We start from the raw sequence: 16,236 nt of genomic DNA on the forward strand, positions 1-16,236 counted from the left end.
ATACAAATCAAACATCACCGATCTTTTAATAACTCCTGACGTTGTTGTTCATAAGTTTGGTAGTCAGGGGCTAAACGATCCAAACACTCTTTGCGTTGAACTCCACTCAAAATTTCGCATTCGTTGCGATTACTCACTTGAACCGAGTTATAAATTTGTCGCTGGGAACAAGCTGCAAGGGAAAGCAGGGAAAAAATAATGAAAATTTTCATGATGACGACACCTCTTTCAGTAACTTATGAATGATGCATATCGACACAATGGATTTTAGACAGTTCACTAGCAGATACGATTTGTTACAAACCCACGCTTAAAGTAATCATAGGCACTCCCAAGCAAAGCCTGGGAGTAATAGGAAAACAGCGGGAAGCTATTTTAATACGCGGCTTGAACTTGCAGGGTGCCACGGTTCTGGCACGTAACGGGTACGGGCGAGGAATTGGTAGTAGCCCAAATCGTGTTTTGGTTTTTCATAACCGACGGGAATGGGTTTGCCGGAGAAGGTTTGGAAATAGAGCACACAGGAGTCGCGCCAAATTACGGCGTCGCGCTCCTGTACTTGTAAGAGCGCTTTTACTTGTGCAAAACGTTCAGCATCAACAAATTGTTCTTGCTGATCCCAATCGCGTTGCATGCTGCGAACCTGTTCTACACCTTCATAATATTTGTGGACTAATTCATCCCACAAGCTGCGGCCAGATTGCATTTTGTGATCCCAACTTACGTGATGAAACCAAAGCAATAGATCTTCTGGAACCGCATTTACATCGCCGTATAGTTTTTCCAGCGGCGCAGGATATTGCGCAATTGCGTTAGAGCCGGTTTTAGTGCGATCAAAACCAATGCCGTCTTTGGCTGCGCGATGATAATAAATTGCAGTCCAATCTGGGCGTTCTAAATTAGCTGTCCAAGGTGCAGGGCCATAGTGATCACCTTGCGAGTACAAATGAGTCAACCCTAACGGTGAACGATAATTTACGCCAGCTTCGCGCGATATCATCATCATATTCTTAACGGGTTCGATAAATTTTTTATCGTTCGAAAAAGTCATGCGCAACCATTCTTCTGCGGCCGATTCTGCCGAAATAGTGTGATCCCACGCCATACGCCCAAACGCATACCAGCTGGATTGCACAAACGGATGCCCTGTCCAGTTACGGTCAGTGCCGGGGTTAATGACTGCGGCCATACCGGTGCGCTTGCTATTAAATACTTTTCCTTCAAGGATATTGCCGATAGTTGAACCCTCGCCTTTAGCAAAAGTTTCAGTGCGTAGTGACTCTTCAAACAGCGGGCCTTGATACGCAAGGTGTGTGGCAAAACCAAAATATTCCTGGGTGACTTGGAACTCCATCATCATATTGGTTTTTTCCATCGCAGAAAAAAGTGATGAATAGGGTTCGCGCGGTTGGAAATCGATGGGGCCATTTTTAACTTGCAAGATGACGTTATCCGCAAATTTTCCATCAAGTGGTTTAAATTCATCGTAAGAACCACGGAAGCGGTCGCCAATATCCGGGCTGTATACAAATGCGCGCCAGAAAACTACGCCACCATAAGGCTTTAATGCTGCGGCGAGCATGTTAGCGCCGTCGGCGTGATTGCGGCCATAATCTTGTGGGCCAGGTTGACCTTCTGAGTTGGCTTTTACCAAATAGCCACCAAAATCGGGAATGTATTGATACACTTTTTTGGTGCGCTCTTTCCACCAGTTTTGCACGCGTGGATCGAGCGGATCGGCTAAATCCAAATCGCCAAAAGCGCGCGGTGAATTGTAATTAATCGATAAATACACCTTGATCCCGTAAGGGCGAAACACATCGGCAAGAGCCGCAATTTTTTGCAGAAATTGATCGCTCAATAAGCGCGGGTCGGCATTTACATTATTAATCACCGTACCATTAATACCGAGCGATGCATTGATGCGCGCATAATCGACATAACGCTGGGATTTATAATCCGGCAATGTGCCCCAATCCCACAGCGATAAACCGGCATACCCGCGCTCAACCAAGCGATTCACGTTATCCCAGTGATTAACTACACGATGCTGCAATTTGGGCGCACTGGCGATGGACACTTTTTCAACTGACTGCTGTGTTTGTAGCAAGCGCAATAAATGAAAACTGCCATAGAGCACACCCACATCAGTATTCGCAGCAATAATCGTTACTACGCGCTTATTGATGTGGGTCCGCTCGATCAAATATCCTTCATCGCCTAATGCCGCCAAACGCTCGCCTAATTGCAGCGATGCAATAAGGGGGGAATTGGTAGGTGTACCCAGCACCACTGCATACTTGGATAACTTTTTATTGCCAATCGCGATAGGTCTAGCCAATAACTCACTTAATCCGCGCTGTAGCTCAACAGTTGCTACACTCAAGCTTGGCGAATCACCTTCTGCCAGAATCTGGGTAAATTGCTGCTGGTAGGTTTTGCGTAATACCTCATCTGCCACCGGCTGATAGCGCAACCACATTTCATAACCGTCTTCGGCACGGCTGACTTGTGCTGCCCCAGCAAGAAAGAACAGCCACAAAATGAATAAATTGGTAAAGAATCGTCTGGACACGTGCATCTCCGCATGGATTATTTTTAAATAGCTGCTATCTTATAGTCACATCAAATATAACACTTGTATACAAGAAAACAATTTAATAAATGTAAAGGATAGCTCCAGACTAAAAACACTAAAGTCATCCTAACAATCTATCTCGGTCAAAAAAAATGATAAAAATTATTTCTTTATGCTTTATCTCTCTCGTTAGCCTTCAGGCCTTTGCGGCCGATAAAAATATCCGGGTGAACAATTTTAGTGATCCCAATGCAGCCTATGCGATCAAAATGCTTAAGCTGGCCATCGCTCATAGTGACAACCCGAATTACACCATCGATATATCCCAGGAAGACCTGACTCAAGCGCGAGTCAATGAAGAAGTCCGCTCGGGCGGTCTATTGGATTTATGTTGGGCTTCATCTGATTCAGAAATTGAATCGCAATTGCGCCCGATACGTATCCCACTATTTAAAGGTTTACTGGGCTATAGAATTTTTATTATCAATAAAAATAATCAGCGCCAATTCGACAACATAAAAACCCTCGCAGACCTTAAACAGCTCACACTCGGTCAAGGGCGCACCTGGGCTGATGGCCGCATTCTTGAAGCCAACGGTTTTACAATTATCAAAACCAACAAGTACCCCGGTCTATTTTATATGGTAGAAGGTGAGCGATTTGACGCTTTTCCCCGTGGGGTGCATGAACCCTTCAGCGAACTGGAAGCGCGGCCTGAATTAAATTTAGCCGTTGAAGAAAATTTAATGGTTTATTACCGCATGCCCTTCTATTTATTTGTTTCACCCAACAATCAAAACCTCGCCAAAGATTTGGAGATAGGTTTTGAACGCGCAATTGCCAACGGGGAATTTGACAAAGTTTTTTACGGCGACAAATCCATTCAGGATGTTATGAAAAAAGCCAATATGAAAAAGCGAAAACTATTTAAATTGGATAATCCACTACTTTCCAAAGAAACGCCAGTGAACCGCCCTGAACTTTGGTTTGATCCGCAATCGATTCCGGATGAAACCACTACCAATAGTCAAATCACCCGTATTGAATAATCAACTGATGCAAGAGGAAAAAAAATATGAATATCTCACGTAGAAAACTACTCGCCATGAGTAGCGCCACTGCGGCGCTACTCACAACCGCTAAACTGCAAGCCGCAGAAAAAGCTGCCGCCGCGACCGGATTAAAAGATGCCTACAAAAATGATTTTCTAATCGGCGCCGCATTAAGCGCAAGCATCATCGGCAAACAAGACCCGAAGCTGACAGCATTAATTACCAAAGATTTTAATTCCATCACTGCTGAAAACTGCCAAAAATGGGGCGAAGTGCGCAATGAAGATGGTAGCTGGAAGTGGCAAGACAGCGATGCCTTTGTAGAATTTGGTACCCGGCACAATATGCATATTGTTGGCCACACACTCGGCTGGCACAGCCAAATTCCCGACAGTGTGTTTAAAAATAAAGATGGCAGCTACATAGCGAAAGAAGCACTAGCAAAAAAACAGCAAGAGCACATCACCACTTTGGTTAACCGCTATAAAGGCAAGATCGCAGCGTGGGATGTGGTAAATGAAGCGGTGGGTGATGACAACAAAATGCGCCCTAGTCATTGGTACAACATTATGGGCGACGACTTTCTCGTCAACGCATTTAATCTCGCCCACGAAGTCGACCCCAAAGCGCATTTGATGTACAACGATTACAACAATGAACAAGAAGGCAAACGCAACGCGACTATCGATATGTTGAAGCGTTTACAAAAACGCAAAGCGCCCATTCATGGTTTGGGCATGCAAGCTCACGTAGGTCTGGAATCGGATATGAAAAATTTCGAAGACAGTATTCTCGCCTACTCCAAATTAGGGCTACGCATTCATTTAACGGAATTGGATATTGATGTATTGCCATCGGTGTGGAATTTACCGGTTGCGGAAATTTCGACTCGTTTTGAATACAAGCCCGAGCGTGATCCTTACATTAATGGCCTGCCAAAAGACATAGATGAGAAATTGGCAAAAGCCTATGAAACCCTGTTTAAAATTTTAATCAAACATAAAGACAAAGTAGATCGCGTGACCTTCTGGGGTGTGAGCGATGATGCCAGTTGGCTCAACGGCTTCCCGATTCCCGGTCGCACTAACTACCCCTTATTGTTTGATCGCCAACAACAACCCAAATCCGCTTATTTCCGGCTGCTTGATCTGAAAAAATAAATGACTATCCGCTGCGGATTGTTGTAACCAGAGTTGTGCTGTAGGCTTGCGCCAATCACAACAAGGCTTACAACAATTCGCATGCACAAAACACCTCAGGCAAAACATCTTCCGCCAGTATTTCGCTGGTCATTTTTAGCCCCGCGCTACTGGCTCACCTGGATCGCTCTCGGCTTTTTATTTCTCATCGCCCATTTTCCTCTGCGTGTTAATTTGTTGCTGGGCAAAGGTCTGGGCTTTTTATTATTTCATTTGGTTCCCAGCCGCAAACGCATCGCTGCAACCAATATAGCCTTGTGTTTTCCCGAGTTGAATTTGCTAGAGCGCGACCAATTAGTGCGCCGCATTATTAATTCCTGCGCAATCGGTTTTTTGGAAACGACTATGGCATTGTGGGGACCAGCAGCGCGCTTACGCCGTCGCTTTAGCATTAAGGGAATTGAGCACCTACAGGCAGCGCAGGCGGCAGGAAAAGGCGTACTACTGGTAGGCTGCCATATGACCACATTGGATATGGGTGGGCGCATGCTCGCTTTTCACACCAAGGCCGACATGCTTTATCGCCAAGATCCCAATCCACTGCTTGCCTATATGCTAATCAGCGCGCGTGAACGTTATCACGGTGAAGCTATCATCAGTGTTGAAACTCGTAAACTAGTGCGCAACCTACGCGCGGGTCATGTGGTGTGGTACGCACCGGATCAGGATTACGGCATCAAGCACAGTATTTTTGCCCCCTTTTTTAATATTCCCGCCGCTACAGTGCCTGGCACAGCGCGCTTTGCAGCCTTAAGCCATGCGCAAGTCATGACCTTTGCACACTACCGCACAGCCAACGGCAAGTATCAACTTGAAATCAGTGCGCCGTTAAAAAACTTTCCAACGGGTGATGACCTTGCGGATACCACACGCATCAACCATTTACTTGAACAAATAATACGCCAGCAACCCGATCAATACTTGTGGGTGCATAGGCGCTTTAAGACGCGGCCAGAGGGCGAAAAAAGTGTTTACACCACAAAACAAAGATAAGCCGACTCACTTGTAAGAACACCAACCAATCGCTCAGCATTAGCAAAGAGTTTTTTCTTGTTATTGACGTCTTGTAACAAATCTTTATTAATGCATGCTCCTTTAATATCGATACATGGAGTATGTATTGGTGGTCATAGGTTTTGTACTCTTGGTAATTCCCGGCATTTATTTGGTAATTGCTTACGCATTGGCACTGCCACTATTGGTCGATAAAAATCTTGGCATTTGGGAATCACTAGAAACTTCCCGCAAAGGCATCACCCGCTGCTGGTTCCGTTTTTTTGGATTTGGAATTATTAGCTTTGTGATTGTGCTGATCAGTGCCATCCCACTGGGCATAGGCCTGATTTGGACATTGCCCTGGCTATATGCAGCCATGGGGATTGTTTACCGCGACGTATTTGGCGTTAGCTCTAACTAAGCCCTGAAAAAAGCCAAAAGGATTTTTCCTTTTGGCTTTTTAATTGCTGTTATTTGAACACCCTGCACCACAACGTACCAATCACTTACCAATTCATTTTCTGCTTAATAAACGCCGTTAACTTTTCTGCATTGGCTTTGTGTTGTGCAATGCGCGGGTGGCCACCAAAACCGGTGAACTCAAAGAAAATAGTATCGAGTTTGGTATCTTTATTTTCTTTTTTCATCCGCTCAACCGCCACGGTAATATAACCCGGCCATTTTGGTGATGCAGTTGCATCCATACTACCCAGCGCGCAGATAATTTGCACATTGGGGTATCGCGCGCGGATACTGCGCACAAAATCGATATAAGCTTGCACACGCTGCGCATCCGTAGGCATAGGTTGCAAACGTTTTTCACGGTCGATCAACCAACTGTCGTTCTGCAATAAATTGATCACCACCACGTCCGGCGTCCATTGGCTAAAATCCCATTGACTGTCGTTATCGCCCACCGCACTTAATTGATCGTAAAACTGCGGCATAATAAACGGGAACCAGCTAATCATAATGCCAATACCACTTTGCGAAATAGTGTGTAATTCAGCATTGAGATTGCGCGCGGTAATCGCACCATAAGCCCAGTAATTATTTTTCTCGCTCAGCAGATGATCCACACCATTATCAGCCCCTTCATTGCCCGCACCCGATGTAATTGAGTCGCCATAAATCTCAATGCGACGAGTAGGTCTCGCAGGCGGCGCCAACAAGGTAGCTCCTTTATCTAACATCAATCCTTTAAACGCAGTTGCGCCCTCTTCACCCTCGGTACGCTTGTAAATTTCTACAGCGTGATTACCGGGTTTTAACGCAGTAGAAATCACATAAGTCTGCTCACCCTTTTTAGCCTCCAACACATAGGGATGCTGTGTTTCCCCATCTACAAAAACATTAAAAAAGTTTTTACCGAGCTGATCATCCAAGGTAATCGCCAGCGACGTGCCAGTGAAATTCGCCTTGATGCTAGAACCCGGCCAAGAAAGCTCTGGCGCTTTTTTATCGCTAAAATCAATGCGACCAGTATATAAATATTGCTTACTATCAGCACTGATCGTCTGCACCGGCTCGGCAATCACCCAGCTCGAAAAATACAATGCACTAAGCATTAGCGTGTGGATTATTTTCATAGAAAAGCTCACATTAGGAGTTGACTTTAGGTTCCTGCCACCCAATTTTCGATAGGTGAACTTGTTATATTGTTTGTTATAGTTTCTGTATTCCACAGCTTCGAAAAGGCTAATGCCCTTGGGCACTGACTATATGATTCCAACACCGTAACTAATATTGCCTGCAAAATTTTCGCCCTCTCATCTTGGTTGTATACCTCTAGCGCGACACGCTCAAACTCGGCATCAGACGTTCTAATAATTTTTATAGTTCCATTCACTCTGGCGCTTGAATTAATTCCAGGTATAAAAAAAATGAGCCCTACCTTTGGATTGCTTTCAAAATTTTCATAGGACTGGAAGAGTTTGTTCCCAGCGACATCTGGTATTAACAACTGTTTGTCTGATAGCACTTTTACAAAGCCAGGAATGCCGCCTTTGGGTGAGGCATCACAATCCCCAGCGCTGTTGCTCGTTGCCATAACCATAAAGGGTGAATTTTTAATAAATGATTGGACCCAATCCACCATGTACGGACGAACTTTTGCAGCCGCTTTTTCTGAAGGTACACCAAAAATACTCTGACATTGATTCATATATATCCCTTAAATTTCTCCGCAACGAAGCCATATGGTTATTGGTACTCATCACAATACAGCTAAGCGCACACTAGAAATGTATATTCATAAGGCGACGCAAGCATGGCCTAATTTAATTATGGCTTCAACCCAAAATCAGCTTTTGAAGAAACCTAAATCTGCGCTGTTAAACCGCGCCAAATTCGGGAATACATCGGCAAAATTACCGGCGGGTAGACCGTACCAACTGGCGAGGGTTGCGGCGTATTGATCCATGCTGGTGGTGGGAATAATTCTGCCTTCGCCTATATCGTCTTTACCGCCAACAATTAAATCAGGGAATTGGCCGTAAATATTTCCACCCTTAATTGCGCCGCCCATAATCATTTGATGACTGCCCCACCCGTGGTCCGTGCCATCACCATTGCTGGTAAGCGTGCGACCAAAATCGGACGTGGTAAAAGTAGTCACTTGGTCGGCAATGCCTAATTCAACAGTAGCCTTATAAAATGCATCCAAGGCTGCACTTAATTGCGCGAGTAACACATCATGGCGACGCAACTGATCGCCGTGGGTATCAAAATCGCCCATGCCGATAAAAAAGGTTTGGCGAGAGACTTGTAAACTACCGCGCGCCGAAAGCATCTGCGCCACCATTTTTAAATTGGCAGCGAGTGGATTGCCAGCGGGGAAAACCGTTTTTAATGGTGCTTGCGCATCCAGTGCGGTTTTTACTTCGCCTGCTAGCTCCCACGCAAGGGTTTGGGTGCGCGCGTATTCGCGCTGAAAAATATTCTCTTGTTGCTGGGCTAACAACGCTTGATAAATTTGAATGCGGCTCAGCTCCCGTGCATCACTGGATTTTTTATTGAAATTCTCTAACTCTTTAATGCCCGCGGAATCTACTGAATAAGGTGCGACGCTATTGCCGCTCTGCCAAATATTTGATCCGCTGAGTGAAATATTCATCGACAATTTTTTATTGGCATTCATCGATTGCATTGCGTCGGCCGCGCGCCCTGCCCAACCGTTGCGTCGCGCTGTGGATTGCAAACTCTGCAAAAACGTTTGCTGATCATTATGGGAAAACAATTGCGGCGGCAAAAGGGATTTATTGCCTTGGTAATTTGTTTTTGTTGTTGGTTCAATCAGCGCACCCGCATTAGTCAGCAAAGCCAACTTGCCTGAATTAAATAATTGCTGTGCATGACTCATGGTGGGGTGAAAGCCAAGCGTAGTACCTGAACCGGATAAGTTCGATAAAGGCAACAATCTATTTTGCTCTATCGCCAGGGTTTGGCGCGATGCTTTATAACTGGCATATACCGCATTGTCGGTAGGAACAACCATATTAAAGGCATCGTTACCGCCAAATAAAAAAATGCACACCAAGGCTTTGTAAGAATCGTTAGGTTGTACCAATGCATTGGCTAATTGCAAACCCGCACTGGTGGCGTAAACGGTGCTACTGCCCAACGCGATACTGGCAGCTTGTTTCAAAAAATAACGGCGATTATGGGTAGTGTTTTTCATAGGATTATCTCTGCACCGCATATTCAGGTGATGCCATAACCAAAAACATAGCTTCGTAAACCAGCATGTCACGCGCCCACATTTGCCCGGTTTCATCCCAATTGGGATTCACTTTATTCGCATTAAGATGATTCAAAATAAGCTCATACATAGGCTGACTCATTTGCCCGGCCATCAGCAGAAGATTTAAATGATCCAACAAGTCTGCCGGATTTTTGCTGAGCTCACGCTCGCGGTCTAGATGCAAGCGCGGAGAAAACGTATCCCACACACCCTCAATTGTTGGCTCCAACCAATCGTGAGGTGTATCACGCCAGAAGATTGCGCTGCTTAACGTAGAGACTTTAGACATGATCATGCTTTCAGTGAGAATCTGAAATTCTGGCGAATTCATATTGGCATTTTTTAATTCGCCAGGGTGCTGATAATCTGGACGATAAAAATTAAATACCGAATTAGAACCAAAAGGCCGCTGCCCCATTAAGCGGCTAGAACCTAAAAACCGGATACGCGGAGGCGTGACAGTGCCGTTAGCTAATTTGGTGGGCACGCCCGTGCCTTTAAAAGCACGCCATAAATGCGCTGTTTTTAAAATAGGTTCGCGCAACTTACCAAATGTGGCGGGTGCAGTTTGATAGCCATTTTGCGCCTCATCGTCCATTACTATTGCACGCACCACTGCTTTCATATCACCTTTTACGTTATTGCCATTATTGTTAAACACCTTGGCAACGCGGGTAACATACGCTGGCGATGGATTACTGGTGACCAATCGCTGAATTAATTGTTTGCTAATAAAAGGGGCAATATTGGGATGGGCAAATAAAATATCCAACGCAGCATCTATATCTTGCTCGGGGGTTTTATTTGCGGTTATGTGTTGGTCGCCAAATAAAACTTTTGCGCCAAAATCATGATAGCTGTCGAACGATTTCATTGGCAGAGTTTCGCTGGCGCCACTCTCAGTCCACTCCCACCAATTATTGATAGTCGCCATATTCCAGCCGGTGAATACGCGGGCCAATTCTTTTACGGTAGTTTGATCATAGGTGGGAATCGGATTGTTTTGCGCATCCAATTTAATGCTGCCATCCAAATTTAATTGCACTAAACCAATCGAAAATAACTGCATAATTTCACGCGCGTAATTTTCATCTGGGCGGATATTGCGATTAGCATCAGCCTTTTCATTGCGCACCATGCTCAGGTATTCACCCATCATCGGGTTGAGCGTGACTGCTTTTAATAGATCGCGATAGTTGCCAAAGGCATGTTGCGCAAGTATGTCCTGATAATTGGCGATACCGCGAGTATCGTTGTACAGCACATCAGACACATTGGAGATGACCAGAATCTGGCTGAGCGAATAGGCAACACGCTGGCGCAATTGATCGTCACCCCAAAGTGCAACCTCCCACCAAATATCGCTGCGTTGCAAATCACGCAGATAACCTTCTTCGTTATCATCCTGTGCTGGCTCAACCACAAAACCGATTTGCTCAAAACGCTTATCTAACAAGGCCAAATGTTTGGTTTGCGGTTTGGCAAATTGCTCATCCAACCAAGCTGATTTGCCCATACTGACAACACGCGCAATGTCTTTAGCGGTTGCACCAAAGGTTGTCTGCGCCAAAAAACGCCCTGCATCTTTCGCGCTGGTGTAATTGGGGCTGCCTTTGATTGGCAAGGAAGGATCAGCGGTTAAATCTGGCGCAGGTACTTTTGCTACAGCGATGCTTGACGTAGAGGATGATTGAGCTGAAGACAGTGTTGAACTGGCGGCCACACTGGCCAAAGGCGCACTTGAAATTAATGGCGTGCTGGATGCCACAGCCAGAACCGAAGATGCAGCGGGATTATTTCCCCCGCTACCTCCAGTGCCACTACCACCGCAGGCAATCAGCAGCGCCGAAGCACTTGTCACAGCAATACGCAGCAACCCGCACATAACACCAGCAGACATGTATTTCATAACAGCCCTACATAAAATGTACATTATTGTTTTGCAGACTGTGCCCAGACTACAAACTTTTTATGTATTCCACCAGCGCCCAGCGCTGCTCATCTTCAAGATGTGTACCGTATTCATGCCCAGCATTGGAATTGCCGCGCAGACGAGTATCAAAAAAACTGGTGTTGGGAGCTGCGCTATACACATGCCCTACTTTCACTAAATCCAAATCTATATTGCCGACATAAAATGTTACTGGGCGTTCACTGGCGGGCAATAACAAATCATAAATGCTAGGCACTGAACCATTATGCAAATAGGGTGCGGAGGCCCAGACACCGTTGATAGGACGCGCTTTGTAGCTGTTAAATACGGTTTGTGTGGGCGGGTCATCATTGGAGCGATATTCTTTCACAATCGCTTTAATCGTTTGCCAAGGTTGATTTAACAATGCGCCGGTCGCCACATGCGTGACCAAATCTAACGGTGTTGTTTCTGCCGGTAATTTATCGCCAAACAATACCATGGCTTTATCGCCCTCCAGCACACCGCTTTTTACTTTGCGATTGATAAAATTTTCTACCACCAGCGGATCAGTGCCCACTTGCTGATAAGGAACTAATACCGCTTGCAGCTTGCGCGTTTTATTTGTTGGGTCGGGAATGCTATGGCATTGCACACAGTGCTGGTCATAGAGTTTTTTTCCCGCTGCCATTTTTTCTGCATTTAGTTCACCTGCAATTGCTACAGGCCATTGCGGCGCCACTAATTGATAAAACTCTTTTTGGATCTCGCCTAAATTGTTGATGCGGATAGAGGATCTATAAGTGAGTTTATTTTTAGGTACGATGACAGTACCGTACACCGCCAATGCAGTAATTGCATTTTGAAACAGTGGTCCGGGCTCTTTATTGGGAGCCGAGGCATTCCACTGCACTACATTTAAATGCGATGCATCCCAGAGCACCGGATAACTTGTGGGGGCATCCGGTGCGTGAGTATTTTCCGGAAGATTAAGTGCCTCTACCGCGATAGCATTAAAGATTTGGCCAAACGCATCGAGCCGCCCATGCCCATAGGCAACTTCACTGGCATTCACCGCATAATGTTTTTCCAGCTCTTCAATACGGGTTTGCACTTGTGTTGCCACCGCATCTTCCGTTAGCGTTTTATCAGCGGCAATCAGTGGTGCAGAAAAACGTAAAAACTTATCACTATCCGCTAGCGTGGCTTTTAGTGCTGCCAGTACTTTTTGTTCAAACTGTGTGTAATCAATTAGCGCTTGGCCACCATCAATACGAATACGTTTGCCATTAATGCGCACTTGGCCGGTGTGGCAAGCAGCGCAGGTTAACCCGAGATAGTCACCATTTTTTTTATCCGCATCGCGCACCAAACCAACCGGTAACCCATCGGGATTGTATTCATCTGCCGCGGTGGTGACAAAACCCAATGCCGCCATATGATTATTATCGCGGAAGGCGATGGACGAATCTGGCTGTTCTAAAACAAGAAACCAATCGTAGGGAATAAAACGGGAACCAAACGAGGTGAAGGATAATTGCTGGCGGGTTTGATGATCCCAGCCTTGCTCCAAGTAGACCGGATCATCCGCGCTTGCCTCCTGACTCACGACACCACACAGCAACACAGGGAAAAACTTGTGCACTATCTGCTGCAGGAGGGAGGGGGCACCTCTAGTGGAGATCATTTGCTTCATGCTGCATCCTCAACATTGTACGGCTGCACTTAATCATCCACTAATTAACCGCAGCCATATTCATATAACAAATGCTTTTGTTTCCTTGCAGACCTGGATTTTGCTACCTCACTACTATAGACGATGAATCGAACAATTATATTACGCGCCCTAACGCCGCCCTCCGAGGAGTGAGCCCAGAATACCGCGCACGATTTGTCGCCCAAGATTGCTGCCAATGGCACGGGCGGCGCTTTTAGCAAATGCATCCACCGCAGAATCGCGTTTGGCACTGGTGCGCCCTGCTGGTTGTTGCGCGCGCGCCTGCTGTTTTTGTTGCTGCTCTTGAGCTTTTTGCTGTTGTTTAAAAATCCGCTCCTGCTCAACGCGCAACTGCTCTTGAATTTTTTGTTGCTGTTCCGTTTGTGTTTGCTGGGCGACGCGGCCTTTTAAAATTTCATAGGCCGATTCACGGTCAATCATTTGGTTGTAAATCGCTTTATAAGGCGAACGCGCCATCACCTCACTGCGTTCTTCATCATTCAATGGGCCAATGCGCGATGCAGGTGGCGCTACCATTACCCGCTCTACCGGTGTCGGCGAACCTTTTTCATCTAATACTGATACCAAGGCTTCACCTATGCCCAATTCGGTAATCACGTCTTCAGTTGAAAATGCCGGATTCGCGCGAAAGGTTTGCGCGGCAATTTTTACCGCTTTTTGATCCTTAGGGGTATAGGCGCGCAAGGCGTGTTGAATGCGATTGCCTAATTGGCCGAGCACGGTGTCGGGAATATCTGCCGGGCTTTGCGAGACAAAATAAATCCCCACACCTTTGGAGCGAATCACACGCACGACTTGTTCTATTTTATCGACTAATAATTTTGGCGCACCGTCAAATAACAAATGCGCTTCATCAAAAAAGAACACCATTTTGGGTTTGTCGGCATCGCCCTGCTCGGGCAAGTTTTCAAACAATTCGGAAATTAACCAGAGTAAAAATATGGCGTAGAGTTTAGGTTGGTTAACGAGAGTGGTGGCATCGAGAATATTGATCACGCCAGTACCTTCCAAGGTAACTTGCATCAGATGATTTAAATCTAATGCTGGCTCACCAAAAAAATGTTCGGCGCCCTCTTGCTCTAACATCATCAACCGGCGCTGGATGGCTGCGATGCTGGCCTCACTGATTCCGCCGTATTCATCCTCCAAGGCTTTGCGCTCATCCTTCATCCAATTCAGCATGGCTTGCAGATCTTTTAAATCCAGCATCAACATGCCTTGGTCATCGGCAATTTTAAACGCAGCATAGAGTACGCCGGTTTGAGTTTCATTGAGATCAAAAAAGTTCGCGAGCAACAGCGGGCCAAAGTCGGAAATAGTGGCGCGCACTGGATGACCCTTTTTTGCGTACAAATCCCAAAACACACAGGGGAACAAACGCTGCTGGTAATCGCTAATATTCATTAGCTGTACGCGCTCATCCACCTTAGGGTGAGGTTTGCCCGCTTTAGCGAGACCGGACAAATCGCCTTTGATATCTGCCATAAACACGGGCACACCGGCTTTGGCAAAACCTTCGGCAAGTACCTGCAAGCTCACCGTTTTACCGGTACCGGTTGCACCTGCAATCAGACCATGACGATTGGCCATGCGCAAATTTAACGCTACTGTTTGTGTGCCGTTGCCACCGATAAGAAATTGATTGCTCATCACAACTCCTGAAAAATTGTTTTATTGCTGCTGTTTTTATACCGCTACCGCTGCTGAAACTCTGCAAACACCTCAAGCGCAACTGCATCACCAATTGCGGGAATTAAATAATCGACACCAAAGGTTGAACGATTAAACGTACTGGTGGCTGAAAAACCCAAGGTATAAAAACCGGTGAGCATATTATTAGCGCCACCATTAAAGATGACCGTTAAATCAATAGGGGCAGTTACGCCGTGCAGGGTTAGCTCACCAGAAAATACAGCAGAATGTTGATCGATTAAATTGACGCTAGTGGTTTTGAAAAAAGCTTGCGGATATTTTTCTGCATCAAACCAACTGCTACCGCGCAAGGTTTCTTCCAGATCGGGATTATTGGCATCGAGACTGGCGATATCGATAATCGCTGATAATTTTGCGGCGGCAATATTGTTGGGGTCAAATTCCAAGGTTGCATCAACTTTATTAAAGCGCCCCACAAAAGTCGACAAACCCATATGATTAATTTTAAACAACACCGCAACATGGGTTTGATCGAGTTTGTACGAGCCCTTTTCTAATTGCACTATGCCAGTTTTTACTCTGGGTTGAATCAGTGTGCCGCAACTCACCAAAAATACACTGACAACCAACACGATTATTATTTTTAGCCAATGATTGGGCATAACAAATAACTCCTTCCGCTTAGGTTAAACCTGCTTTACATAATAGCCGATGCCGCGTTGTGTTTAGCGTAGAACTGACGCAACTGGTGCTTCGGGGTTTTGGTCAGCGCATGCATAAAGCCAAACGACAATTCATTCACCGCATGCTGCTCGCGCAATTCGTTTAATAAACTCAACCACAAATGCGCAGTCACTTCGGCATCGGCCAATGCGCGGTGATAAATCCCATCGCTAGGCAAATTTTTATACTGTGCCAAAGTTGCCAATTGATGATTGGGCGCCTGCTGAAAAATACGGCGCGCGGCCAACAAGCTGCACGCGATACCCGCTGAAAACTGCTTTTTAATTCGCCGCAGCTCTGCACGTAAAAATCGCTCATCAAAACTAGCGTTATGTGCAACCAGATTGCGACCGGCGATAAAATCACAGAAGTCGCTCATCACCTCGGCATTATTGCGCGATTCTTTTACCATCCCATTGGTGATGCCGGTAAGATTTTCAATAAATAATGGAATGCGCATACCCGGGTTCATTAGCTGTTGAAAACGATCGGTAATTTTGCCGTTTTCAATCAACACTGCACCAATCTCAATTGCGCGGTCGCCCAGATCGGGAGATAGACCGGTGGTTTCAAAATCAAACACCACCAATTGATCGGCAGGCAAACGATGATAATCAATATTCATAAAACAACAGACCGCTTG

Annotated in this window: 14 protein-coding genes; 4 read left to right on the forward strand and 10 right to left on the reverse strand. The window is 45.8% G+C overall.

What is annotated here, in order from left to right; genetic code table 11:
- Positions 1 to 14: 14 nt before the first annotated feature.
- Positions 15 to 212, reverse strand: coding sequence for a hypothetical protein (locus tag AC2CG4_RS11460; RefSeq protein ID WP_484486381.1), 198 nt, complete (start codon positions 210 to 212; stop codon positions 15 to 17).
- A 158-nt stretch (positions 213 to 370) separates the two neighbouring features.
- Positions 371 to 2,581, reverse strand: a complete 2,211-nt coding sequence (locus tag AC2CG4_RS11465) for an alpha-glucuronidase family glycosyl hydrolase (protein ID WP_484486382.1) — start codon at positions 2,579 to 2,581, stop codon at positions 371 to 373.
- Positions 2,582 to 2,730: 149 nt separating this feature from the next.
- Between AC2CG4_RS11465 and AC2CG4_RS11470 the strand changes: the two genes are divergently transcribed.
- From AC2CG4_RS11470 to AC2CG4_RS11485, 4 genes are all read left to right on the forward strand, one after another.
- Positions 2,731 to 3,627 carry a diguanylate cyclase gene (locus tag AC2CG4_RS11470; RefSeq protein WP_484486383.1) on the forward strand — a complete coding sequence of 299 codons (897 nt, stop codon included), beginning with the start codon at positions 2,731 to 2,733 and terminating at the stop codon, positions 3,625 to 3,627.
- 26 nt (positions 3,628 to 3,653) lie between these two features.
- A complete protein-coding gene (locus AC2CG4_RS11475) occupies positions 3,654 to 4,790 on the forward strand; it encodes an endo-1,4-beta-xylanase (protein ID WP_484486384.1) in 1,137 nt (378 codons plus the stop codon).
- 81 nt (positions 4,791 to 4,871) lie between these two features.
- Positions 4,872 to 5,822 carry an LpxL/LpxP family Kdo(2)-lipid IV(A) lauroyl/palmitoleoyl acyltransferase gene (gene lpxL, locus AC2CG4_RS11480; protein WP_484486385.1) on the forward strand — a complete coding sequence of 317 codons (951 nt, stop codon included), beginning with the start codon at positions 4,872 to 4,874 and terminating at the stop codon, positions 5,820 to 5,822.
- 115 nt (positions 5,823 to 5,937) lie between these two features.
- On the forward strand, positions 5,938 to 6,246 hold the full coding sequence (locus tag AC2CG4_RS11485; RefSeq protein WP_484486386.1) for a hypothetical protein: 309 nt from the start codon (positions 5,938 to 5,940) through the stop codon (positions 6,244 to 6,246).
- 85 nt (positions 6,247 to 6,331) lie between these two features.
- On the opposite strand, the gene AC2CG4_RS11490 is transcribed toward AC2CG4_RS11485, so the two are convergent.
- The 8 genes from AC2CG4_RS11490 to AC2CG4_RS11525 all read right to left on the reverse strand — a co-directional run bounded on the left by AC2CG4_RS11490 (position 6,332) and on the right by AC2CG4_RS11525 (position 16,218).
- Positions 6,332 to 7,414 carry an SGNH/GDSL hydrolase family protein gene (locus AC2CG4_RS11490; protein ID WP_484486387.1) on the reverse strand — a complete coding sequence of 361 codons (1,083 nt, stop codon included), beginning with the start codon at positions 7,412 to 7,414 and terminating at the stop codon, positions 6,332 to 6,334.
- A 26-nt stretch (positions 7,415 to 7,440) separates the two neighbouring features.
- Positions 7,441 to 7,989, reverse strand: coding sequence for a pyridoxamine 5'-phosphate oxidase family protein (locus tag AC2CG4_RS11495; protein ID WP_484486388.1), 549 nt, complete (start codon positions 7,987 to 7,989; stop codon positions 7,441 to 7,443).
- Between the two features lie 138 nt (positions 7,990 to 8,127).
- Positions 8,128 to 9,504 (reverse strand): DUF1501 domain-containing protein, encoded by a 1,377-nt coding sequence (locus AC2CG4_RS11500; protein ID WP_484486389.1) that lies wholly within the window; start codon positions 9,502 to 9,504, stop codon positions 8,128 to 8,130.
- A 4-nt stretch (positions 9,505 to 9,508) separates the two neighbouring features.
- Positions 9,509 to 11,476 carry a DUF1800 domain-containing protein gene (locus tag AC2CG4_RS11505; protein ID WP_484486390.1) on the reverse strand — a complete coding sequence of 656 codons (1,968 nt, stop codon included), beginning with the start codon at positions 11,474 to 11,476 and terminating at the stop codon, positions 9,509 to 9,511.
- Positions 11,477 to 11,525: 49 nt separating this feature from the next.
- Positions 11,526 to 13,175 carry a di-heme-cytochrome C peroxidase gene (locus AC2CG4_RS11510; protein WP_484486391.1) on the reverse strand — a complete coding sequence of 550 codons (1,650 nt, stop codon included), beginning with the start codon at positions 13,173 to 13,175 and terminating at the stop codon, positions 11,526 to 11,528.
- A gap of 150 nt (positions 13,176 to 13,325) precedes the next feature.
- Positions 13,326 to 14,867, reverse strand: a complete 1,542-nt coding sequence (locus AC2CG4_RS11515; RefSeq protein ID WP_484486392.1) for a helicase HerA-like domain-containing protein — start codon at positions 14,865 to 14,867, stop codon at positions 13,326 to 13,328.
- A gap of 44 nt (positions 14,868 to 14,911) precedes the next feature.
- Positions 14,912 to 15,532, reverse strand: coding sequence for a YceI family protein (locus AC2CG4_RS11520; RefSeq protein ID WP_484486393.1), 621 nt, complete (start codon positions 15,530 to 15,532; stop codon positions 14,912 to 14,914).
- A 35-nt stretch (positions 15,533 to 15,567) separates the two neighbouring features.
- On the reverse strand, positions 15,568 to 16,218 hold the full coding sequence (locus tag AC2CG4_RS11525) for a 3'-5' exonuclease (RefSeq protein ID WP_484486394.1): 651 nt from the start codon (positions 16,216 to 16,218) through the stop codon (positions 15,568 to 15,570).
- Positions 16,219 to 16,236 lie beyond the last annotated feature (18 nt).

Source organism: Cellvibrio sp. ATLC23, assembly GCF_057196725.1.

What these genes read in the sequence shown, in the direction of transcription:
- AC2CG4_RS11460 (WP_484486381.1), bottom strand. Translation starts at nt 212, where the DNA reads ATGAAAATTTTCATTATTTTTTCCCTGCTTTCCCTTGCAGCTTGTTCC.
- AC2CG4_RS11465 (WP_484486382.1), bottom strand. Translation starts at nt 2,581, where the DNA reads ATGCACGTGTCCAGACGATTCTTTACCAATTTATTCATTTTGTGGCTG.
- AC2CG4_RS11470 (WP_484486383.1), top strand. Translation starts at nt 2,731, where the DNA reads ATGATAAAAATTATTTCTTTATGCTTTATCTCTCTCGTTAGCCTTCAG.
- AC2CG4_RS11475 (WP_484486384.1), top strand. Translation starts at nt 3,654, where the DNA reads ATGAATATCTCACGTAGAAAACTACTCGCCATGAGTAGCGCCACTGCG.
- lpxL (WP_484486385.1), top strand. Translation starts at nt 4,872, where the DNA reads ATGCACAAAACACCTCAGGCAAAACATCTTCCGCCAGTATTTCGCTGG.
- AC2CG4_RS11485 (WP_484486386.1), top strand. Translation starts at nt 5,938, where the DNA reads ATGGAGTATGTATTGGTGGTCATAGGTTTTGTACTCTTGGTAATTCCC.
- AC2CG4_RS11490 (WP_484486387.1), bottom strand. Translation starts at nt 7,414, where the DNA reads ATGAAAATAATCCACACGCTAATGCTTAGTGCATTGTATTTTTCGAGC.
- AC2CG4_RS11495 (WP_484486388.1), bottom strand. Translation starts at nt 7,989, where the DNA reads ATGAATCAATGTCAGAGTATTTTTGGTGTACCTTCAGAAAAAGCGGCT.
- AC2CG4_RS11500 (WP_484486389.1), bottom strand. Translation starts at nt 9,504, where the DNA reads ATGAAAAACACTACCCATAATCGCCGTTATTTTTTGAAACAAGCTGCC.
- AC2CG4_RS11505 (WP_484486390.1), bottom strand. Translation starts at nt 11,476, where the DNA reads ATGAAATACATGTCTGCTGGTGTTATGTGCGGGTTGCTGCGTATTGCT.
- AC2CG4_RS11510 (WP_484486391.1), bottom strand. Translation starts at nt 13,175, where the DNA reads ATGAAGCAAATGATCTCCACTAGAGGTGCCCCCTCCCTCCTGCAGCAG.
- AC2CG4_RS11515 (WP_484486392.1), bottom strand. Translation starts at nt 14,867, where the DNA reads ATGAGCAATCAATTTCTTATCGGTGGCAACGGCACACAAACAGTAGCG.
- AC2CG4_RS11520 (WP_484486393.1), bottom strand. Translation starts at nt 15,532, where the DNA reads ATGCCCAATCATTGGCTAAAAATAATAATCGTGTTGGTTGTCAGTGTA.
- AC2CG4_RS11525 (WP_484486394.1), bottom strand. Translation starts at nt 16,218, where the DNA reads ATGAATATTGATTATCATCGTTTGCCTGCCGATCAATTGGTGGTGTTT.